The sequence below is a fragment of the Neobacillus camarae genome (assembly GCF_054950115.1).
On the sequence record NZ_JBUCKX010000003.1, the window covers coordinates 636,899 to 654,415 of the forward strand.

Below are 17,517 nucleotides of genomic sequence, written 5' to 3' on the forward strand. Positions count from 1 at the left end.
CTCCAAACAACAGAGTTAAAAAAATTAATATTATCGTTTTATAGAGCCAAAAAACAAGGGATACTCCACCTGGGGCAGTTATCCCTGTTTTCCTTTTATTGAGAGCCATGAATAAGTTCGTTTAATTCTTGTAAAGTGTTCCGCATAATCCAAATCATATCCATCAAGTCATCCAACTGTTCCTCGCTGACCAGACGACGAAAGTCAACCGTGGCCACATTTTTTATGGTTTCGGACGGAACTAGTGGATTGTATTGGACCGTTTGGGCAATTTCCCTTGTACTCCCCCAATTTTCCGCCAGCAATTCTTCAATTTTGCGGAACATTTCTGGGTCATTTGCATGTTCGAGGAAATACTGGAGCTTCACATAACAACCTGCTGATTGCTCCGCTTGGGAACCGGGAAGCAGTTCGGCCGCCAAATTCTCCAGTCCCGATTCCAGCTCCATTTTAGCGGCTGTTTTACCTTGACCTTCCTCAGACATACGAAAATTGATTGTAAACAAGCGGGACATCTTTGCTATATTTACCCAATCATTCCGGTCCGTAATGACGATTTGGCCAGTTAAATCCATATCATAAAAAGCGCCCTCTATGATGACCTTCATATTGTCAAATGCTGTGGGATCAAACATGCATTCATTACTCCTTTAAAAAAGTCCGGTTGCATTGCCAGCTTCATCCACATCCATATTTAAGGCTGCCGGTTTTTTAGGGAGACCTGGCATCGTCATGACATCCCCCGTTAATGCAACGATAAAACCTGCACCAATGGATGGCTTAAATTCCCTGACTGTGACTGTAAAATCTGTTGGCCTGCCAAGTTTGCCGGGATTATCAGATAAGGAATACTGGGTTTTCGCCATGCAAACCGGTAAATTGGACCAGCCGAATCTATCAAAATCGTTTAGTTGTCTTTTGGCAGCAGCTGAAAACTCTACCTCTTTTCCACCATATACCTTTTGAACCACCGTTCTGACCTTTTGTTCAATCGTTTCAGTGAGTTCGTACAACGGGTGGAAATTGTTTTCTTCGCGAGCCAATACTTCTAATAGTTTTTCTGCTAGCAGGATTCCTCCTTCACCGCCTTTTGCCCAAACTTCCGTTAAGGCGGCAGGGACCTTTTCCCGATTACATAACTCCAATAATGTTTCCACCTCGGCATCGGTATCTGTCACGAATTTATTTATCGCAACCACGACCTGCAGGCCAAAACTTTTAATGGTTTCAATATGTTTTTTCAGGTTGGCAAAACCTTTATTTAATGCGTCAATATTTTCGTCAGCTAGTTCATCTTTTGGTGTGCCTCCATGCATTTTTAATGCACGGATGGTCGCCACAATAACAACAGCTTCCGGCTTAATTCCCGCCATTCGGGATTTTATATTTAAAAACTTTTCCGCTCCCAGATCGGCTCCAAAACCTGCTTCCGTAATCACATAATCCGCAAGCTTGGATGCCGCGCGTGTCGCAATCACACTGTTGCAGCCATGGGCAATATTGGCAAACGGACCGCCATGGACCAAGGCTGGGGTATGCTCGATTGTCTGAACAAGATTTGGCTTTATCGCTTCCTTGAGCAATAAGGTTAAGGCTCCCTCGACACGCAAATCGCCGACCGTGACCGGCTCTTTATGATCATTATAGGCAACTACTATTCTTGATAACCTTGTCTTTAAATCCTTGAGGTCAGAAGCCAAACATAGTACGGCCATAATTTCGGAGGCCACTGTGATTTGGAAGCCATCCTCTCTTGGCACTCCTTGTCCCGGTCCGCCAAGTCCGACAATAACATTCCTTAATGCGCGATCGTTTAAATCCACCGCGCGCTTCCACACAATCCTTCTAGGGTCAATATTTAATTCATTTCCTTGGTGAAGATGGTTATCAAGAAATGCTGCAAGAGCATTGTTTGCCGTCGTGATGGCATGCATATCCCCGGTAAAATGGAGATTAATATCTTCCATCGGCAGAACCTGCGAGTAACCCCCGCCGGTCGCACCACCTTTAATCCCCATGGTCGGTCCTAAGGAAGGCTCCCTTATGGCAATCATGGCTTTTTTCCCAATACGGTTAAAAGCATCTCCCAATCCAACCGTTACCGTTGATTTCCCTTCTCCGGCAGGGGTTGGGTTAATCGAAGTGACCAGAATAATTTTACCTGTTTTATTGTTGTTGATTTTGGTTAATGCTTCGTTCGAAATTTTAGCTTTGTATTTTCCATACAGTTCAAGGTCATTTTCTTCTAAGCCGATTTTATTAGCAATTTCTTTAATCGGCAACATCTTTGCTGCCTGGGCAATTTCAATATCTGATTTGATTGTTGTATGCATCACCGATATGTGTCCCCCTCAATCCAGATTAGAATCATTTTCTTCTTTATTGTATCAAATTCTTTGTTTTATTCCGAGATTTAATGATTATCCAAAATAGTATCTTTCCTAAAATTCCAATAATGTATATAATTAAAACATTGAATTTTTTTAATACTCTTTAAGTGTGGCCAAATGTCCAATAAAAACTACTTACAAAGGGGATGATTGTTTGCCTATTAACATTCCAAGACTCTTGCCGGCACGGGAAATTTTAGAGCAGGAAAATATCTTTATTATGGATGATGAGCGGGCTGTCAGCCAGGATATCCGGCCGCTTAATATTTTAATTTTGAACTTAATGCCTGATAAAGAAACGGCAGAAACACAGTTATTAAGGCTGCTGGGAAACTCACCACTACAGGTCAATGTCCAATTTCTCAAAACCCTATCCTATGAATCTACACATACAAGCAGACAGCATCTTGAACAATTCTATACAGACTTCACACGAATTCGGAATCAAAAGTTTGACGGCATGATTATTACAGGTGCGCCTGTTGAGCTAATGGATTTCGAGCAGGTCAAGTATTGGTCGGAATTAACGGATATCATGGAATGGACCAATACAAACGTTACGTCCACCTTACATATATGCTGGGGTGCACAGGCTGCTCTTTACCACTTTTATGGAATTGACAAATTTGAATTAACCAGGAAATGCTCTGGTATCTATGCCCATCAAATTGTTGAGCAAAATGATATCCTATTGCGCGGGTTTGATGATCAGTTTTATGCGCCACATTCCCGTTACACGGACGTTTCTATTGAAGCCATCCAAAGCAATTCAAAGCTAAAGTTACTAGCTGCATCCAAGGAAGCCGGGGCCCTGTTGATCGCTTCCACCGACCGAAAACATGTCATGATAACAGGTCATCTGGAGTATGAGTCTGACACTTTGGCACAGGAATATGAGCGGGATTTAAAACGGGGATTAGAGATTCATATGCCGGAAAACTACTTCCCCGATAACGACCCGACCCAGCCGCCAATAAACCGCTGGCGGTCGCATGGGCACTTATTTATCTTAAACTGGCTTAATTACTATGTATATCAGGAGACACCATTTATTTGGAGATAATAGCCTGCCAATTTGGCAGGTTTTTTTTACAGTAAGGATGATTTTCCTTAAAAGTAGTCATAATAGTATCTTATAGGAGGGATGTTGATGGAAACAATTGTTGGGGTACACCGAAATCATTATGGAGATATTATTAGCTTTGTTACTTCAGGTGGAAGGGTCATTTCTTACCAGAAGGCATTAATTGAGACAGAGAATGGGGTAATCGGGGGTGTCCAAAAACAAGAGGCCCCCAATGGACATAGCATGCTAATTCCTGACCAAGACATGGATTTTGATTATTTGCCCACTTTATTTTAAAAGGCCGACTCTGAAATAGAGCCAGCCTTTTAAAATTTATTCATTTTCTTCGTTTTGTTTTTGGATTTCTCTCAGTGCATCCACCCGTGAGGGGTCTTCCTCAAAATATTGAACCAGATCTCCGATACGATCGATAGAATCCCAGCTAAGATGATGTTCAATGCCTTCGACATCATGATAAATATTTTCATCCTTAACCCCGATAATTTTTAAAAATTGCTCCAATAAATCGTGCCTGAACACCAGACGCTTGCCGATTTTTTTCCCTTTCACGGTTAACACAAGGCCGCGGTATTTTTCATACACTAGATATTCATCTTTATCAAGTTTTTGTACCATTTTAGTAACTGAGGAGGGATGTACGGATAGCGCCTCCGCAATGTCGGAAACCCTGGCGTATCCTTTTTCTTCAATCAGAATATAAATTTGTTCAATATAATCTTCCATACTAGGTGTTGGCATCCCATACCCTCCAAAAGTCTATCTTCATTAAAAAGTTTACTATAGAAAAATAAGAGTGACAAGGCAGTTTATCACTTAATCAATATACTCGCCCTATTAGGAATTTATATTGGCCTGTTCAAATAAAAATTTCAACCGGCTTTCTTTTTCATCCAACATTAGACTGGCATTAAAGGTGCGTTCCTTGTTGACAAACCCTTCAATCAGATCAGTTTTACCTTCTGAGAGAAGTAATTTAATATTCTTTTGGGTAATCATTTTTCCAAGTATTTTTTTAGAGATGGTAAAATTACAATGATTTTTATGATAATTTGAACAACCGTAAAAATCGCCCTTATCGATTATATATCCATCACATTTCTTACAAGGTCCCAGTTTTGTTGGACTACGCTTCTTAAACTTTGGCTTACCTGGAGAAAAACTGTTCGCTACCTCATCCGAAAAAGTCCAGCTGTCCGAATGATTTACGGCTGCAGAAATTATATGCTGAACCATTTTTTTCGTCTGCTCCATAAATTGTCCCGGTGAAGCATCCCCTTCTGAAATTTGCTGTAATTTCTGTTCCCACTTTGCAGTCATTTCTGGTGAGGCGAGTATTTCCTTCCCGATGGCATCTATTAAAATCCTTGCCTTTGAGGTTGCATAAACGAGATTTTTTTTGACGTCTATATAAGCGCGGTCTTTCAACATCGTGATGATTCCCGCGCGGGTAGCCTCCGTCCCCAATCCTTCGGTCTTCGATAATATTTTCTCAAGCTCTTTATCGTCTATATGCTTTCCCGCTGTTTTCATTAGTGTAATCAATTGACCCTCGGTGTAACGTTTGGGTGGCTGGGTCTGGCTTTCCTTTACTTCCACTTTCACTGTTTGCCCTGTTTCACCGGCAGTGAGCGATGGAAGGACCGGTTCATCGTCTTTCTCTTTATGGCTGATTACCTTGCGCCATCCTTCGGCAAGCTGTACTTTTCCCTTAGAGAGAAACCGGGCCCTGCCCTCGATTAAGGTCGTTACGGTTGTATACTCGGAAATGGATTTATCATAATGTGCCGCGATTAAGCTTCTGACAATAAGGTCGTAAATTTTTTTCTCGTCTTGGCTGAGCTTCTCCATTCGTGGCACTTGTTCAGTCGGTATAATCGCATAGTGATCCGTAACTTTTTTTTCATTTACATACCGCGAATTTTCTGCAATTGAGGAAATTGGGAGTGGAAAAAAGCTTTGGTAATCGGTGAACTGACTTATTTTAGTAAGAATTTCAGGAAAATTACCGGCTTCCTCTTTGGTAACATACCGCGAATCAGATCTCGGGTAAGACACGTGCCCTCTCTGATATAAACCTTGAAGAACATCCAAGGTTTTTTTCGGTGAAAATTTGAAACGTCTATTTGCTTCCGCTTGGAGAGCGGACAGATTAAATAACAGTGGCGGTAAAAATTCTTTTCGTTCAGATTTTACTTCACTGACTTCGGCGCTCTTTTCGCGGCAGAAGGCGGCTACCTTTTCAGCCATTTCTCTCTTATTGACTCTGGTCTCCCCTTCTAACTGCCACTTCCCGGTATATTTTTTACCGTTGACTAAAAAGTGGGCGATTACTTCCCAAAACGGTTCAGACTTAAAATTCTCAATTTCCAGCTCCCGTTTTACAATCAAGGCCAAGGTTGGCGTTTGAACCCTGCCGACAGAAAAAGCATCAGAAAAGCCGCGTTTTTGCAGAAGAAGACTGTAAAGCCGTGAGGCATTCATGCCTACTACCCAATCAGCACAGGCACGTGTATATGCTTCAAAATAAAGATTTCTCGTTTCCTGCTCCTCTAAAAGCTTTTGGAATCCCGTACGAATCGCATTAGCCGTCAACGAAGAAATCCAAAGTCGTTTCATTGGCTTGCGGCAATGGGTCAATCTTAGTATGTTTCGGACAATTAATTCTCCCTCACGCCCGGCATCGCCGGCATGTATGATTTCACTCACGCGGGAATCAGAGACTAATTTTTTTATCACTTCATATTGTTTGTATTTATCTTTCGTCACTTCATATTCAAAATGCTCAGGTATCATAGGCAAATTATCCAACGACCACTTTTTCCAGTCCTGCCTGTATTTCTCAGGCTGAACCAGTTGACAAATATGTCCAATTGCCCAAGTAACAAAGGCTCCCTCTGGAAAAAGCTCGTTCGGATACACCTCTATAAATCCATTTTGTCTTTTATGTTTAAAAACAGATGCTAGAGTTGATCCTTGATCTGGTTTTTCAGCAATAATCAATTTCATATGATAACCCCTTTTTAAGGTGGAACATGCTTTTTTATGGGATCAAGAAATCCCCTTTAGAAAACTTTGCTCTTCATTTTACCTGTTATTTTGATGTTAAGTAAAGACAAAAAGTTATAGACCTTGTGTTTCAAAGGGATGATCCAGTTCGTATAACCTTCGATATTTTTCTTCAGTCTGAATGAGAACTGAGTGACTGCCCTCCATGGAAATGGCACCTTGGTCAAGAAATAAAAGTCGGTCCATATGTTCCATGCCTGTGAGATGATGGGTCACCCAAATGATTGTTTTACCCTTTAATGTTTCAAAAATCGTTTTTAACAGCCTTACTTCCGTTATCGGGTCAAGACCGATGGTTGGTTCGTCCAACAGCACGATGGGGGTATCCTGCAGAAGGATGCGGGCCAATGCCACCCTCTGCCGTTCACCACCCGAAAACCGCTGCCCTGTTTCCTGCATATTCGTCTCGAAGCCATTGGGTAATTGGTTGATCATTTCATCAAGTTGCACTAGTTTGCAAGCTTGACGGACCTCTTCATCTGAAGCATCAGGTTTTGCTAACCGAATATTGTTCATTAAAGTGGTATTAAATAAATAAGCCTTTTGATTTAATACACTCATCCATTTCGTGATTTCCGGACTGAAATGAAACACGTTTTGTCCGTTCATTCGCACCTCGCCTGCTGTAGGCGGCAAATAGCCTTGTATCAGTTTTAGCAGTGTCGACTTACCGGTACCGCTCCTGCCCAATACTGCAATTTTCTCCCCTTGTTTAATCGAGATATTCACATGGTCTAACAGAAGCTTTTCTGAATTGTAACCAAATGAAAGCTGGTCCACTTCAAGCAACAGGTCAGACCCGTCAGTAAACGAATGACTAATATCCAATCCCTTTTCCATTGAAAAAGGGGTTCCAATGTTTTCAAGGCGCTTCCATGCATCCTGATAAACCGTCATTTCACTGAATTCTCCAGATAGAGGTAACAACGACTCTAAGATAGATAACATCGCAAGACCGATAGCAGCAATAAATTCAGGTGAAATTTTCCCGCTTTGCGACAACCCGCTTGCCCAGGCAATAGAAGAAACCACAATCGTTCCCAAAACAAACCGGTTTAATACATCACGCCAATTCGCAAAAGCTTGTTTTCTTGCTTCAATTTCGAATATTGCTTTTTCTTGATGAACATAGTTTTCAATAAACTGAGGATCATTCCCGCTAAAAATCCAATCACCAATGCCCATTATGCCATCTGTGAATTGTTGATAAAGCACATTCCTGGTCCTTTTTAGCTTTTGATTCCTCTTTTGGTTAAAAATCAGTGACACAATCGGGCCCACAAATACCAAGAGCCCGACCAGCACCGCGAGCAGGATGGCAAAGGGAATGGAGAAATACCCTGTACTAATCACAATGACAGCATAAATAACGAGAGATACAACTGCAGGTAGCAAAGTTCTTAAATAAAAATTTTGCAGCAGTTCAATATCATTGGCAAGCAGCCCCAAAATATCGCCCGTCCGAAATGAAGCATGAAGCGAGAGTACTCGTGGCTCCACCAGTTTATATAATTTCATCCTCATGCCTGAAAGAATTCTTAATATAAATGAGTGGGAGGACAACCTTTCAACGTAGCTGAAAACTGCCCGTGCCAGTCCGAAGGCACGCACGCCTACGATGGGTACATATACCATAAGAATGGATTCAGGTTGAGTTGACGACTTCGATATTAAATACCCAGAAGTGAACATTAACGCCCCTCCCAAAAGCAATGTGAGCGACCCCAAAAAAATGGAAAGGATGAACAGACGTCGGTATTGCCGTATATAGGGTAATATCCATTTTTCTCTATCCATTTAGAATTCTCCTTTTTGGGCCTGAATCAGATGGTAATACACCGATTTTCTTTCCATTAATTCATTGTGGCAGCCTGTTTCAACAATCCGTCCGTTATCCATGACGATGATTTCGTCCATGTCCACCATCCAATGCAACCGGTGGGTGGCAAAAAACACCAATTTGCCTGAAAATAGCTCCAGCAAGGTTTCCTTTATTTCTGCCTCCGTCTCAATGTCGAGATGGGCTGTCGGCTCATCGAGGATAATGATAGGCCGCCTCCCTAAAAACGCACGTGCAATCGCAATCCTCTGTTCCTGTCCCCCGCTTAAATCACGTCCGCCGTCTCCAATTAAAGTGTTCAGACCGTTTGGTAACGATTGGACGACCTCATGCAAACCGGCTTTTTTAATAGCTTCTGTCACTTCCCAATCAGCCGCTTCAGGATGATAGAATCGAATATTATTTAACATCGTATCGTTAAATACATATGGACTTTGCGGAATATAGGTTATTTGGTCCCGCCAATTCCGTACTGACAGTGTAGGCAATTTATTTCCGTTTATTTGAAACTCTCCCGATACTGGGGTAATAAACCCGCTTAACAGATTAATAAATGTGGATTTACCGGCACCGCTTGCTCCAATGATTCCTATCCTTTTGGCTCCAGCTACCGTAAAATCGATATCCCTTAGGCCCGCTTTATCGTTATCTGAATAACGGACATTCACCTTCCGCATCGAAAACAAACCGTTCGCGCTCCAGTACATTGCCTCTCCCATGGATGGAAGGGACGATTCTTCCGCTAATATTTCAGATATCTTCTTCCCCGCGTTCTTTCCATCAAGGGTTGCATGGTAGTCCGCACCGAATTCCCTGACAGGAAGAAAATATTCTGGAGCTAAAATCAAAATGGTTAACGCTTGTGACAATTGTAACGTTCCGTTTATTAACCCCAGACCTAAAAAAACAGCAACAGTGGCAATCGACAACATGGTGAAAAAATCCAACGCAAACGTTGACAGAAAGGCAATTTTTAACGTTGAGATGGTCGCGTGCCGGTAATTTTCACTCACCTTCTTGATATTCTTTATATGTTGTTTGCTAAGCCCTAAATATTTTAGTGTTTCAAGTCCTCTTAGGGAATCTATAAAATGATTCGCAAGCATTTGGTAGGACTGAAATTGGCGGTCTGCTTTACTCTTTGCAGCATGTCCAAGCAAAACCATAAAAACAATTAATATCGGCATAACAGCCAGCAAGATTATAGCGGAACGGGCATGAAACCAAAAGCTATAAACCACAATGGCCACAGGTATAATCAGCATATTCATTGTTTTAACGACAATCAGCTCGAGATAACCGCGATATTTGAAAATGCCGTCCATGACCAGTGTAACTGTTTGCCCGGTACCTACTTCGCTTATATATTGGGGTCCTAGTTGGAATAGTTTTTGGACGAGGGATTTACGTAGACGATCACATGTATTTGCCGCAAAATGGAAGGCAGTTTTCTTTTTCATCACAACAAGAAGTTTACGAAAAAAAATGGCACATAAAAAAATGGCCAAGTCATCGCTTACATTGTGAAGCAAATCTCCTCTAAATAAAGAGGAGATTGCTGCAGCCAATGTATAGGCCTGCAAGATAATCATGGCGCCCTGCAGGACAGTTAAGATTCCTATTTTCCATAAAACCGGTTTGATTCCTTCGGAGGAAAACATTGCTCTATCCATCAGTAAGTTAAATGCTCCTTATCCGTTACCCGTTTTCGGAATATATAATAGCTCCAGACTGTATAACCGAGAACAAAAGGTAATATGGTAAATGCTACAATGGTCATGACTTTTAGGGAATATCCTCCGCTTGAAGCATTGTATACGGTTAAGTCAAAGGCCTTGTTAATTGAGCTAATCATGACACGCGGAAATAACCCGACAAAAATAGCCGAAACGGTCAATGCCAAGCCCATGCCTGAAAGTGTAAACGCCCATCCTTCCCGGTTTGTTGACACAGCATAAAAGCCGGCACCGTAGGCAAACACAATTAACACCACGATAATTAGTTCGGGAACCAGCCTGACTTGAAAGATGTCGGTCATGGACCAGGATAACCCGACAAACACCACGAGCGAACCCAATACGGCCAAGTTAATTTTTTTCGCTAACTTTGCGGCACGCTTTCTGATTTCCCCGGCTGTCTTTAAGGTAAGGAAATGCAATCCATGCAAGAAACAGAGAAGCGTTACAGTGACCCCGCCCCATAAGGAGTAGATGTTAATAAAGTCTGAAAATCCAGCCGACATGTTCATATCCTCTTGGATGGGCATTCCTCGTAACATGCTTGTGAACAAGACACCCAACAAGAACGGCGGCAGCAAACTGCTGATAAAAATGACCCAATCCCAAATGTTAGTCCAACGTGGATTTTCAACCTTGCGGCGGAATTCAAACGATACCCCCCGTCCGATCAGGCAAAGCAGGACAACAAACAAGGGTAAGTAATAGCCGCTGAACATAGTCGCATACCAGTTAGGAAAAGCCGCGAAGATTGCTCCGCCACCTGTCAAGAGCCATACTTCATTTGCATCCCAAAAAGGGCCTATCGTGTTAACCAATACGGTCCGTTCCGACTGATTTCGAGCCAAAAACCTTGATGACATGCCCACCCCGAAATCAAAGCCCTCAAGAAAAAAGAATCCTATAAACACAATAGCAATTAATACAAACCATAATTCGCTTAATTCCATCTTAAGCACCTACCTTAAATGGATCCGTGGATAGATGTTCTCCATGCTCGGACAGTTGATCTGGACCCTTTTTCACTTCACGAACCATTAAGTAAACCATTACCCCAAATAGAATGGTAAAGACAACAAGGTACAAAATAGTTGAAAATAGTACCATGCCGGCAGGGACATTCGGTGACACGGCATCAGCTGTTGTCATTAGACCAAACACCGTCCAAGGCTGGCGTCCCACTTCGGTCATAATCCAGCCAAATGTGTTCGCCAAAAACGGAAACGCAATCCCAGGAAGAAAGAATTTTAACAATAATGCGCTTTTTTCCAGACGGCCTCTTCTTAACTGGAATAGACCAATAATAGGGAGAAGGATCATCAGCATCCCAAAACCAATCATTAACCGGAAGCTCCAATAGGTAGTTTTGACCGGCGGTATATAATTTGTCCCTTCGCCTACAACAGAATCGTATTTAGCCTTGTATTCTTGCTGCAGGGTTTTCATCCCTTTCAAACTTCCTTCAAATTTTGAATAAGATAAAAAGCTTAAAGCATAGGGTATATTTAGTTCAAATGTATTTTCATGATTTTTCGAGTCAATAATTGCCAATGCCGACCATGGAGCTGGATCTGCTGTATTCTCCCAAATCCCCTCTGCCGCCGCCATTTTCATAGGCTGCGTTTTGACAAGATATTGTGCCTGGGAGTGTCCGCTAAGCGCAACACCGATGCTTCCAATGAGTCCGAAAATCATGGCCATTTTCATTGATTTTCTGTAGAAAACCAAATGTCGTTTTCTTAGCAGATTGTAGGCACTGATACCCGCCACGAAGAAGGCACCGGTGCAAATGGCTCCAGTAATCACGTGCGGGAATTCCACGAACAACTGGCCATTAGTAATCAAAGCGAGAAAATCATTCATTTCCGCACGTCCATTTTTTATCGAAAAGCCGACAGGAACTTGCATAAATGAGTTGGCGGTCAGAATCCATACAGCCGACAATGTCGTTCCTAATGACACAAGCCAAATACACGCCAAATGCAGCTTTTTCGATATACGCTCCCAGCCAAAAATCCAAATTCCAATAAAGGTTGATTCCATAAAAAAGGCAAGCAACGCTTCAATGGCCAACGGGGCACCAAAAACATCCCCTACAAATCTGGAATAGTCAGACCAGTTCATACCAAACTGGAATTCCTGGATAATCCCTGTTACTACCCCCACCGCAAAATTAATTAAAAACAGATGCCCCCAAAACTTTGCCATTTTTTTGTAGAGTTCATCTTTTTTAACCACGTAGAATGTTTCCATGACCGCAACCATCAGCACAAGGCCTATGGAAAGCGGAACAAAGAAGAAATGGAAAATAGTTGTTGCGGCAAATTGGGTTCTTGCCAAAAAAACCGGATCCACTTAAACTCCTCCTTTTTTAATATAAACATGGTGTTTACGTTACTTTGCTCACAATTTCACAAATAGATTTAAAAAAATAGGTATGGTATGTAAGGCATGTCTGAATACTATTCTTGAATTGTGATTTTTCTCACTTATATATTATCAAATTTAACCAATACGAATGGAAATAATTGTGACGAATTTGTGTCTTATGTATGAAATTATTCCTAGTGTTTATTAGCCACAACAAGGACTATCCGAACGGACAGTCCCTTATATCAGAATATCACCTTGAAATTCACCAAACGTAAGAGTCCTCCTGGTACCAATTTTCTTTTGGAATGATATTGGATACGGTTAAAATCAAAGAAGGAATCCTTTCAACATCAAAAATAATGGCACCGATTTTTTTTGTAAACATGATAAAGGCACTGCCATGCGAAAAAGTCTTAAGATCGCCTCCGATGTGAAGCAGAGCCATTAGGACCGCTTGCTTCTCTGCTTCTTCCATCACAATCTGTGGTGAGAATCTTAAAATCCATTCCTCATTTTCAATGGAAAAACGGAACATTGTCCCACCCCAATACTTATAATATTAATAATAAATAATATGTCATATAAGTTGTTTTATGTTATGGGCCACAAAACATTTTTTGATTTTGTCCGTTATATTACTTTTCCACGAAAACAATCGTCTCACCTTGACTGTCTAATTCCGTTATTGTATATTTAATTCATCATGTAATCGAATACATTAGCTTTTGCTTTGGTCATTTGTTACATGGTAATATTTATCTTTGACACAATGGTGTCTTGAAAGGCTTAGGAGGAAAAGAGCACATGCAAACTGGTAAAGTAAAATGGTTTAACAATGAAAAAGGCTTTGGTTTTATCGAAGTTGAAGGCGGCGACGATGTATTCGTACATTTCAGTGCAATTCAAGGTGATGGTTATAAATCCCTTGAAGAAGGCCAAGAAGTTTCTTTCGAAATCGTTGAAGGAAACCGTGGACCTCAAGCTGCAAACGTTACAAAACTATAATTCATAAATGACTAATAATGACTTAAGGCTGACATTTCGTCAGCCTTTTTAATTTAAGATAGTTTTTTTCCACATTGTTGAATTTTTTCGCCAATTGTGCATTGGGAAATGCAAAACCGATGTGCCGCCCTCCGCCCGCTCTCCCTTTTTATGTGGCTATGTAAAAAACAGCCATCACAATATTGCATCATTAAGGTTTCAACTTGGTTAACCAGTCCCTTTCTTTCTGCATAATTCACGTAATCTTTTACCCCCTATGCCAACAGATTGAACAGATCCAAATCATTCGTTTCTAATTGAAGCCTTATCAGGCGCTGCCTACAATATAATCGTTTTTGAAAATATCTCTTTCCCCTGTAAAGCCTGAGTAGCCAGCCTATCAGCTTCTTTATTATCGTTTCTTGGAATAACGGTGTACTTGGGTTTTATGTTAAGTGATTTCATTTTTTCTTCAATCCGGTCAAGCCAACTGTTTAAAGTTTCTTCATAACACGGCCATTCCCCCTCAAGCTGTTTTAACACAACCTGAGAATCACCCTTGAATTCACAAGTTAAATGATGAACTCCCAATTCCTCAAGGATATTTAATGAAAAATAAAATGCCGCATATTCCGCTTCATTATTCGTTTCCATTTCCTCAAAAAGTTGATTGGCCCGGATCCGGTATTTCTTCTTCCCTTGCTTAAAAAACGCCACCACGCCCAATCCTGCCTGATTGGTTTCCTTTTGAAATCCTCCATCAAAATAGATAGTAATATCATGAGGATCCTCCTCGATTTCGGTTAACAACTTTTTCATTTCCTTCATGATCCACGATGTCCCATTCTCATCGTAAAAATACAGGTCCGTAACCTTTCCGCTGGCTTCCAATTCTTCGCCCGTTTGGATGGCGGTTTCACCCGATACCCATTCAGAGGAAAACTGAACCTTTTCGCCACTTTTTAATTTATGCATCCACTCTAACCGGTATTTCATTGTTTTCAGCCTTTCGAGATGTATTTAGATGGGGATTTATAATTCATATGATAGAATATATTCTTTATCATACCCAGTTGTACATTAGAAATATATTTTAATGCTCTACAGTGGTAATATATGATAAACTTTCTTTTAGATTGAGGCTCTGATATATGGCTGTTGATTGCAGCGAAAGAAGTACAGCGAACCCGCAGGAGTCGAGCTTATCCGCTCCAATCAACAGAATAATAAAAATTAACATTATTGTTTAACCATAGCCTATATTAAAAGATATTTTTATTTCTAAAAAGTGGAAATGACGAGCAGAAACCGGAGGACCGTTTATGAATAAAACTTTCATGGCAGATTTAAGTTTACTTTTGGTCACATTGATTTGGGGTATCACGTTTGTTTTAGTGCAAAATGCGATTGATTTTCTTGAACCGTTTGCTTTTAACGGAATTCGCTTTTTCATTGCTGCCTTGCTGCTATTGGCAGGACTGCTGCTATTTGAGAAAAAGCAGTTAAAGTTATTAAATAAAAAAATTATTGGTACAGGCATGTTTATCGGTTTCTGGCTTTTTCTTGGCTATGTGACGCAGACGATTGGTCTTTTATACACATCCACCTCAAAGGCTGGTTTTATTACGGGATTAAGTGTTGTATTTGTACCATTGGTCTCGATGTTTTTACTAAAACAAATACCTGGGAAAAATGCTGTTTTTGGTGTGCTGACAGCAACCGTTGGCCTATTTCTGCTGACAATGACAGATGTTTCTGCCTTGACCGTTGGGGATGGGTTTGTATTTATCTGTGCCATCAGTTTTGCTATGCATATCATTATAACTGGGAAATATTCAAGCCAATATCCTACCCTGCTATTAACGGTGATTCAAATTTCAACGGTAGCGATATTGTCTCTTGGTTCCTCCTTTTTATTCGAGGACTGGCGAACATCGTTTAACTTGGATACCTTAACGCATGCAGAAGTAATCACTGCACTATTAATTACAAGCGTATTTGCAACAGCGATTGCCTTCTATGTTCAAACCAATTTTCAAAAATATACTTCCTCCACAAGAGTGGCATTGATCTTTGCCATGGAACCCGTGTTTGCTGCGATCACTGGTTACTTTTGGGCACATGAGCATTTATCCATCACATCATTTTTCGGCTGTCTGCTGATTTTTATCGGCATGATTTTAGCGGAACTTCCAGTCAATAAATTCCAACTGTTCCGAAAACAAGATAGTCTAAATAGCTGAAAAACTCCCTTATAGGGAGTTTTTTACAATTGAGATTCCCAATTAAAATCTTACCTTAATTTTTGGCCATTTACTATCCTTTTTGGTGCACAGATATCCAATTATCCCAACAATTACGCCAAACACAGCTCCTCCCACCACTTCCTCCGGTTCATGACCAAGAACCTCTTTCAATTTTTTCGGGGGCTTTTGTTCAAACTTTACGGTTTCATCGTGATGGATTGTTTCAATTAAGTCATTCATGGAATTTACTTTTAAGGTCAGTTCACCTGTTTGCCTTCTGACACCTTGGGCATCGTACATGACAATGAGACCGTAAACGAGTGATAAGGCAAAGTCCACCGCCCGCAGGCCTCGTTTCAAGGCAATATACGTTGTTAAGGTAGCGACGCCAGCCGAATGTGAGCTTGGCATGCCTCCGGTTCCGAAAAATAACTCCGGACGCCACTCCCGCTTCTTTACAAAGTGGATCGGTATTTTCACTCCTTGGGCAAGCCCGATGCTCAACAAGGCTAAATAGATGCCTTTATTCATGTTATTCACCTCATGTTTATTGTGATAAAGCTTGGGTTTTATTATTCGGTGCGGGTCATACTAATTGATGGGAGGTGAAGACAAATGGGTAAAAAAGGCGGGGCAAGCCGTGGAATCAAAGCACCTGGAGTCAATCCTCAAGGTTATGGACAAGATGCGGAATTCTCTGAGGAACCAAAAAGCAAATTGGAGAATGCAGCGAAAAAGAGCAACACCAAGAGATAAGTTTTGAGCTGATGAGTTTTTCGACACAAACATAAATCAGGCTGACTCTTATCTGAGTCAGCCTGTGAATTTCTACGATATAATGGCTTCTTCTACTGGCAGCAACCTTCCTGCTCCACGAAGCTCCAATTCCATCAGTTTCTTTAGTGCCTTGTCTTTTTCAATTTTTAAACCAGCTTCATCCAAGCTGCAGCTGACCGGTACATCGCATTTTATTTCTGCAAGCTTTCTGGATAGCCGGAGCATATCCAGATCCTGTTGAATTTTGGTTTTATGGGATTTGGAAAGCGAGTCCAAATTATCAATAATGTCCTCTACATGATGGTACTCTTTTAATAGCTTAAGAGCCGTTTTTTCACCAATTCCTTTTACACCCGGATAATTGTCGCTTGGGTCGCCCATTAATGCTTTAAGGTCAATCATTTGCCTTGGCATGATTCCTTTTTCTTCAAAGAAACTTTGCGGTGTATGGACAAGATAATTGCCGTACCCTTTTTTTAACAGGATGACGGAAATCCGTTCATCAAGCAGTTGTAGAATATCTTGGTCCCCGGTCAAAATGGATACATCAGCATGGTGTTTTACTTGGTTTGCAATGGTGCCGATACAATCATCTGCTTCATATCCTGCCAATCCAATATTTGGAATATCAAATGAGGCTACCACCTCTTTGACTAGATCAAATTGAGGTATTAATTCTACCGGTGCCTCACCACGGTTTCCTTTATAGTCAGGAAATAACTCGGTACGGAAAGTCTTGCTGCCCATATCCCAACAAACAGCGACATGGGAAGGTTTAAATGTTGAAACAGCCGTAAACAAATGCTTTATAAAACCATGGATTCCGTTGGTTGGAATTCCTTTTGAATTAATCATAAATTGCCCTGTAACAGCAGTTGCATAAAAGGCTCGGAATAATAAAGCCATACCGTCAACCAGTAAGAAAGTTGGCTGGTGCTTTTTCATATTGGACCTCCTCCTATAAGCGTCGGCCCGACAAAGACCCCGCATAAGCCGCTCTTGGGTAAAGCAGCACGTT

The 17,517-nt window shown here is 41.2% G+C and carries 18 protein-coding genes; 5 read left to right on the forward strand and 13 right to left on the reverse strand.

Annotated features, from left to right (window positions below):
- Window positions 1–95: 95 nt before the first annotated feature.
- Window positions 96–635, reverse strand: a complete 540-nt coding sequence (locus ACY8D0_RS18430) for a hypothetical protein (RefSeq protein WP_462411960.1) — start codon at window positions 633–635, stop codon at window positions 96–98.
- Window positions 636–650: 15 nt separating this feature from the next.
- Window positions 651–2,333, reverse strand: coding sequence for a formate--tetrahydrofolate ligase (locus ACY8D0_RS18435; RefSeq protein WP_462412501.1), 1,683 nt, complete (start codon window positions 2,331–2,333; stop codon window positions 651–653).
- A 211-nt stretch (window positions 2,334–2,544) separates the two neighbouring features.
- Between ACY8D0_RS18435 and metA the strand changes: the two genes are divergently transcribed.
- Together metA and ACY8D0_RS18445 are read left to right on the forward strand one after the other, a co-directional pair.
- Window positions 2,545–3,453, forward strand: coding sequence for a homoserine O-acetyltransferase MetA (metA, locus tag ACY8D0_RS18440; protein WP_462411961.1), 909 nt, complete (start codon window positions 2,545–2,547; stop codon window positions 3,451–3,453).
- Between the two features lie 87 nt (window positions 3,454–3,540).
- Window positions 3,541–3,753, forward strand: coding sequence for a DUF3892 domain-containing protein (locus ACY8D0_RS18445; RefSeq protein WP_462411962.1), 213 nt, complete (start codon window positions 3,541–3,543; stop codon window positions 3,751–3,753).
- Window positions 3,754–3,789: 36 nt separating this feature from the next.
- Here the strand turns inward: ACY8D0_RS18445 and mntR are convergent, their stop codons facing one another.
- The 7 genes from mntR to ACY8D0_RS18480 form a co-directional block, all read right to left on the reverse strand.
- Window positions 3,790–4,215 (reverse strand): transcriptional regulator MntR, encoded by a 426-nt coding sequence (mntR, locus tag ACY8D0_RS18450; protein WP_462411963.1) that lies wholly within the window; start codon window positions 4,213–4,215, stop codon window positions 3,790–3,792.
- Between the two features lie 96 nt (window positions 4,216–4,311).
- Entirely contained in the window at window positions 4,312–6,483 is a 2,172-nt protein-coding gene (locus tag ACY8D0_RS18455) for a DNA topoisomerase III (protein WP_462411964.1), read from the reverse strand.
- 114 nt (window positions 6,484–6,597) lie between these two features.
- Window positions 6,598–8,340 (reverse strand): thiol reductant ABC exporter subunit CydC, encoded by a 1,743-nt coding sequence (gene cydC, locus ACY8D0_RS18460; RefSeq protein ID WP_462411965.1) that lies wholly within the window; start codon window positions 8,338–8,340, stop codon window positions 6,598–6,600.
- A complete protein-coding gene (cydD, locus tag ACY8D0_RS18465; RefSeq protein WP_462411966.1) occupies window positions 8,341–10,056 on the reverse strand; it encodes a thiol reductant ABC exporter subunit CydD in 1,716 nt (571 codons plus the stop codon).
- Window positions 10,056–11,069 carry a cytochrome d ubiquinol oxidase subunit II gene (cydB, locus tag ACY8D0_RS18470; protein WP_462411967.1) on the reverse strand — a complete coding sequence of 338 codons (1,014 nt, stop codon included), beginning with the start codon at window positions 11,067–11,069 and terminating at the stop codon, window positions 10,056–10,058. The genes cydD and cydB overlap by 1 nt, the downstream gene beginning before the upstream one ends.
- Window position 11,070: 1 nt before the next feature.
- Window positions 11,071–12,474 carry a cytochrome ubiquinol oxidase subunit I gene (locus ACY8D0_RS18475; RefSeq protein WP_462411968.1) on the reverse strand — a complete coding sequence of 468 codons (1,404 nt, stop codon included), beginning with the start codon at window positions 12,472–12,474 and terminating at the stop codon, window positions 11,071–11,073.
- A 280-nt stretch (window positions 12,475–12,754) separates the two neighbouring features.
- The gene (locus tag ACY8D0_RS18480) at window positions 12,755–13,027 is read right to left on the reverse strand and encodes a hypothetical protein (RefSeq protein ID WP_462411969.1); all 273 of its coding nucleotides are present in this window, start codon (window positions 13,025–13,027) and stop codon (window positions 12,755–12,757) included.
- Window positions 13,028–13,296: 269 nt separating this feature from the next.
- On the opposite strand from ACY8D0_RS18480, the gene cspD reads away from it, so the two are divergent.
- Window positions 13,297–13,497 carry a cold-shock protein CspD gene (gene cspD, locus ACY8D0_RS18485; protein WP_462411970.1) on the forward strand — a complete coding sequence of 67 codons (201 nt, stop codon included), beginning with the start codon at window positions 13,297–13,299 and terminating at the stop codon, window positions 13,495–13,497.
- A gap of 53 nt (window positions 13,498–13,550) precedes the next feature.
- Here the strand turns inward: cspD and ACY8D0_RS18490 are convergent, their stop codons facing one another.
- Entirely contained in the window at window positions 13,551–13,736 is a 186-nt protein-coding gene (locus ACY8D0_RS18490; protein ID WP_462411971.1) for a zinc-finger domain-containing protein, read from the reverse strand.
- A 79-nt stretch (window positions 13,737–13,815) separates the two neighbouring features.
- Window positions 13,816–14,472 (reverse strand): reverse transcriptase-like protein, encoded by a 657-nt coding sequence (locus ACY8D0_RS18495; RefSeq protein ID WP_462411972.1) that lies wholly within the window; start codon window positions 14,470–14,472, stop codon window positions 13,816–13,818.
- Between the two features lie 326 nt (window positions 14,473–14,798).
- Between ACY8D0_RS18495 and ACY8D0_RS18500 the strand changes: the two genes are divergently transcribed.
- Window positions 14,799–15,719 (forward strand): DMT family transporter, encoded by a 921-nt coding sequence (locus ACY8D0_RS18500; protein ID WP_462411973.1) that lies wholly within the window; start codon window positions 14,799–14,801, stop codon window positions 15,717–15,719.
- A 42-nt stretch (window positions 15,720–15,761) separates the two neighbouring features.
- Here the strand turns inward: ACY8D0_RS18500 and ACY8D0_RS18505 are convergent, their stop codons facing one another.
- The gene (locus ACY8D0_RS18505) at window positions 15,762–16,253 is read right to left on the reverse strand and encodes a divergent PAP2 family protein (protein ID WP_462411974.1); all 492 of its coding nucleotides are present in this window, start codon (window positions 16,251–16,253) and stop codon (window positions 15,762–15,764) included.
- Between the two features lie 84 nt (window positions 16,254–16,337).
- Here ACY8D0_RS18505 and sspL point away from each other — a divergent pair, with 84 nt between their 5' ends.
- Window positions 16,338–16,478 carry a small, acid-soluble spore protein L gene (gene sspL / locus ACY8D0_RS18510; protein ID WP_462411975.1) on the forward strand — a complete coding sequence of 47 codons (141 nt, stop codon included), beginning with the start codon at window positions 16,338–16,340 and terminating at the stop codon, window positions 16,476–16,478.
- Window positions 16,479–16,550: 72 nt separating this feature from the next.
- Here the strand turns inward: sspL and ACY8D0_RS18515 are convergent, their stop codons facing one another.
- Entirely contained in the window at window positions 16,551–17,444 is an 894-nt protein-coding gene (locus ACY8D0_RS18515) for a 5'-3' exonuclease (protein ID WP_462411976.1), read from the reverse strand.
- Between the last annotated feature and the right edge of the window lie 73 nt (window positions 17,445–17,517).

What these genes read in the sequence shown, in the direction of transcription:
- ACY8D0_RS18430 (WP_462411960.1), bottom strand. Translation starts at nt 635, where the DNA reads ATGTTTGATCCCACAGCATTTGACAATATGAAGGTCATCATAGAGGGC.
- ACY8D0_RS18435 (WP_462412501.1), bottom strand. Translation starts at nt 2,333, where the DNA reads ATGCATACAACAATCAAATCAGATATTGAAATTGCCCAGGCAGCAAAG.
- ACY8D0_RS18445 (WP_462411962.1), top strand. Translation starts at nt 3,541, where the DNA reads ATGGAAACAATTGTTGGGGTACACCGAAATCATTATGGAGATATTATT.
- mntR (WP_462411963.1), bottom strand. Translation starts at nt 4,215, where the DNA reads ATGCCAACACCTAGTATGGAAGATTATATTGAACAAATTTATATTCTG.
- ACY8D0_RS18455 (WP_462411964.1), bottom strand. Translation starts at nt 6,483, where the DNA reads ATGAAATTGATTATTGCTGAAAAACCAGATCAAGGATCAACTCTAGCA.
- cydC (WP_462411965.1), bottom strand. Translation starts at nt 8,340, where the DNA reads ATGGATAGAGAAAAATGGATATTACCCTATATACGGCAATACCGACGT.
- cydD (WP_462411966.1), bottom strand. Translation starts at nt 10,056, where the DNA reads ATGGATAGAGCAATGTTTTCCTCCGAAGGAATCAAACCGGTTTTATGG.
- cydB (WP_462411967.1), bottom strand. Translation starts at nt 11,069, where the DNA reads ATGGAATTAAGCGAATTATGGTTTGTATTAATTGCTATTGTGTTTATA.
- ACY8D0_RS18480 (WP_462411969.1), bottom strand. Translation starts at nt 13,027, where the DNA reads ATGTTCCGTTTTTCCATTGAAAATGAGGAATGGATTTTAAGATTCTCA.
- cspD (WP_462411970.1), top strand. Translation starts at nt 13,297, where the DNA reads ATGCAAACTGGTAAAGTAAAATGGTTTAACAATGAAAAAGGCTTTGGT.
- ACY8D0_RS18495 (WP_462411972.1), bottom strand. Translation starts at nt 14,472, where the DNA reads ATGAAATACCGGTTAGAGTGGATGCATAAATTAAAAAGTGGCGAAAAG.
- ACY8D0_RS18500 (WP_462411973.1), top strand. Translation starts at nt 14,799, where the DNA reads ATGAATAAAACTTTCATGGCAGATTTAAGTTTACTTTTGGTCACATTG.
- ACY8D0_RS18505 (WP_462411974.1), bottom strand. Translation starts at nt 16,253, where the DNA reads ATGAATAAAGGCATCTATTTAGCCTTGTTGAGCATCGGGCTTGCCCAA.
- sspL (WP_462411975.1), top strand. Translation starts at nt 16,338, where the DNA reads ATGGGTAAAAAAGGCGGGGCAAGCCGTGGAATCAAAGCACCTGGAGTC.
- ACY8D0_RS18515 (WP_462411976.1), bottom strand. Translation starts at nt 17,444, where the DNA reads ATGAAAAAGCACCAGCCAACTTTCTTACTGGTTGACGGTATGGCTTTA.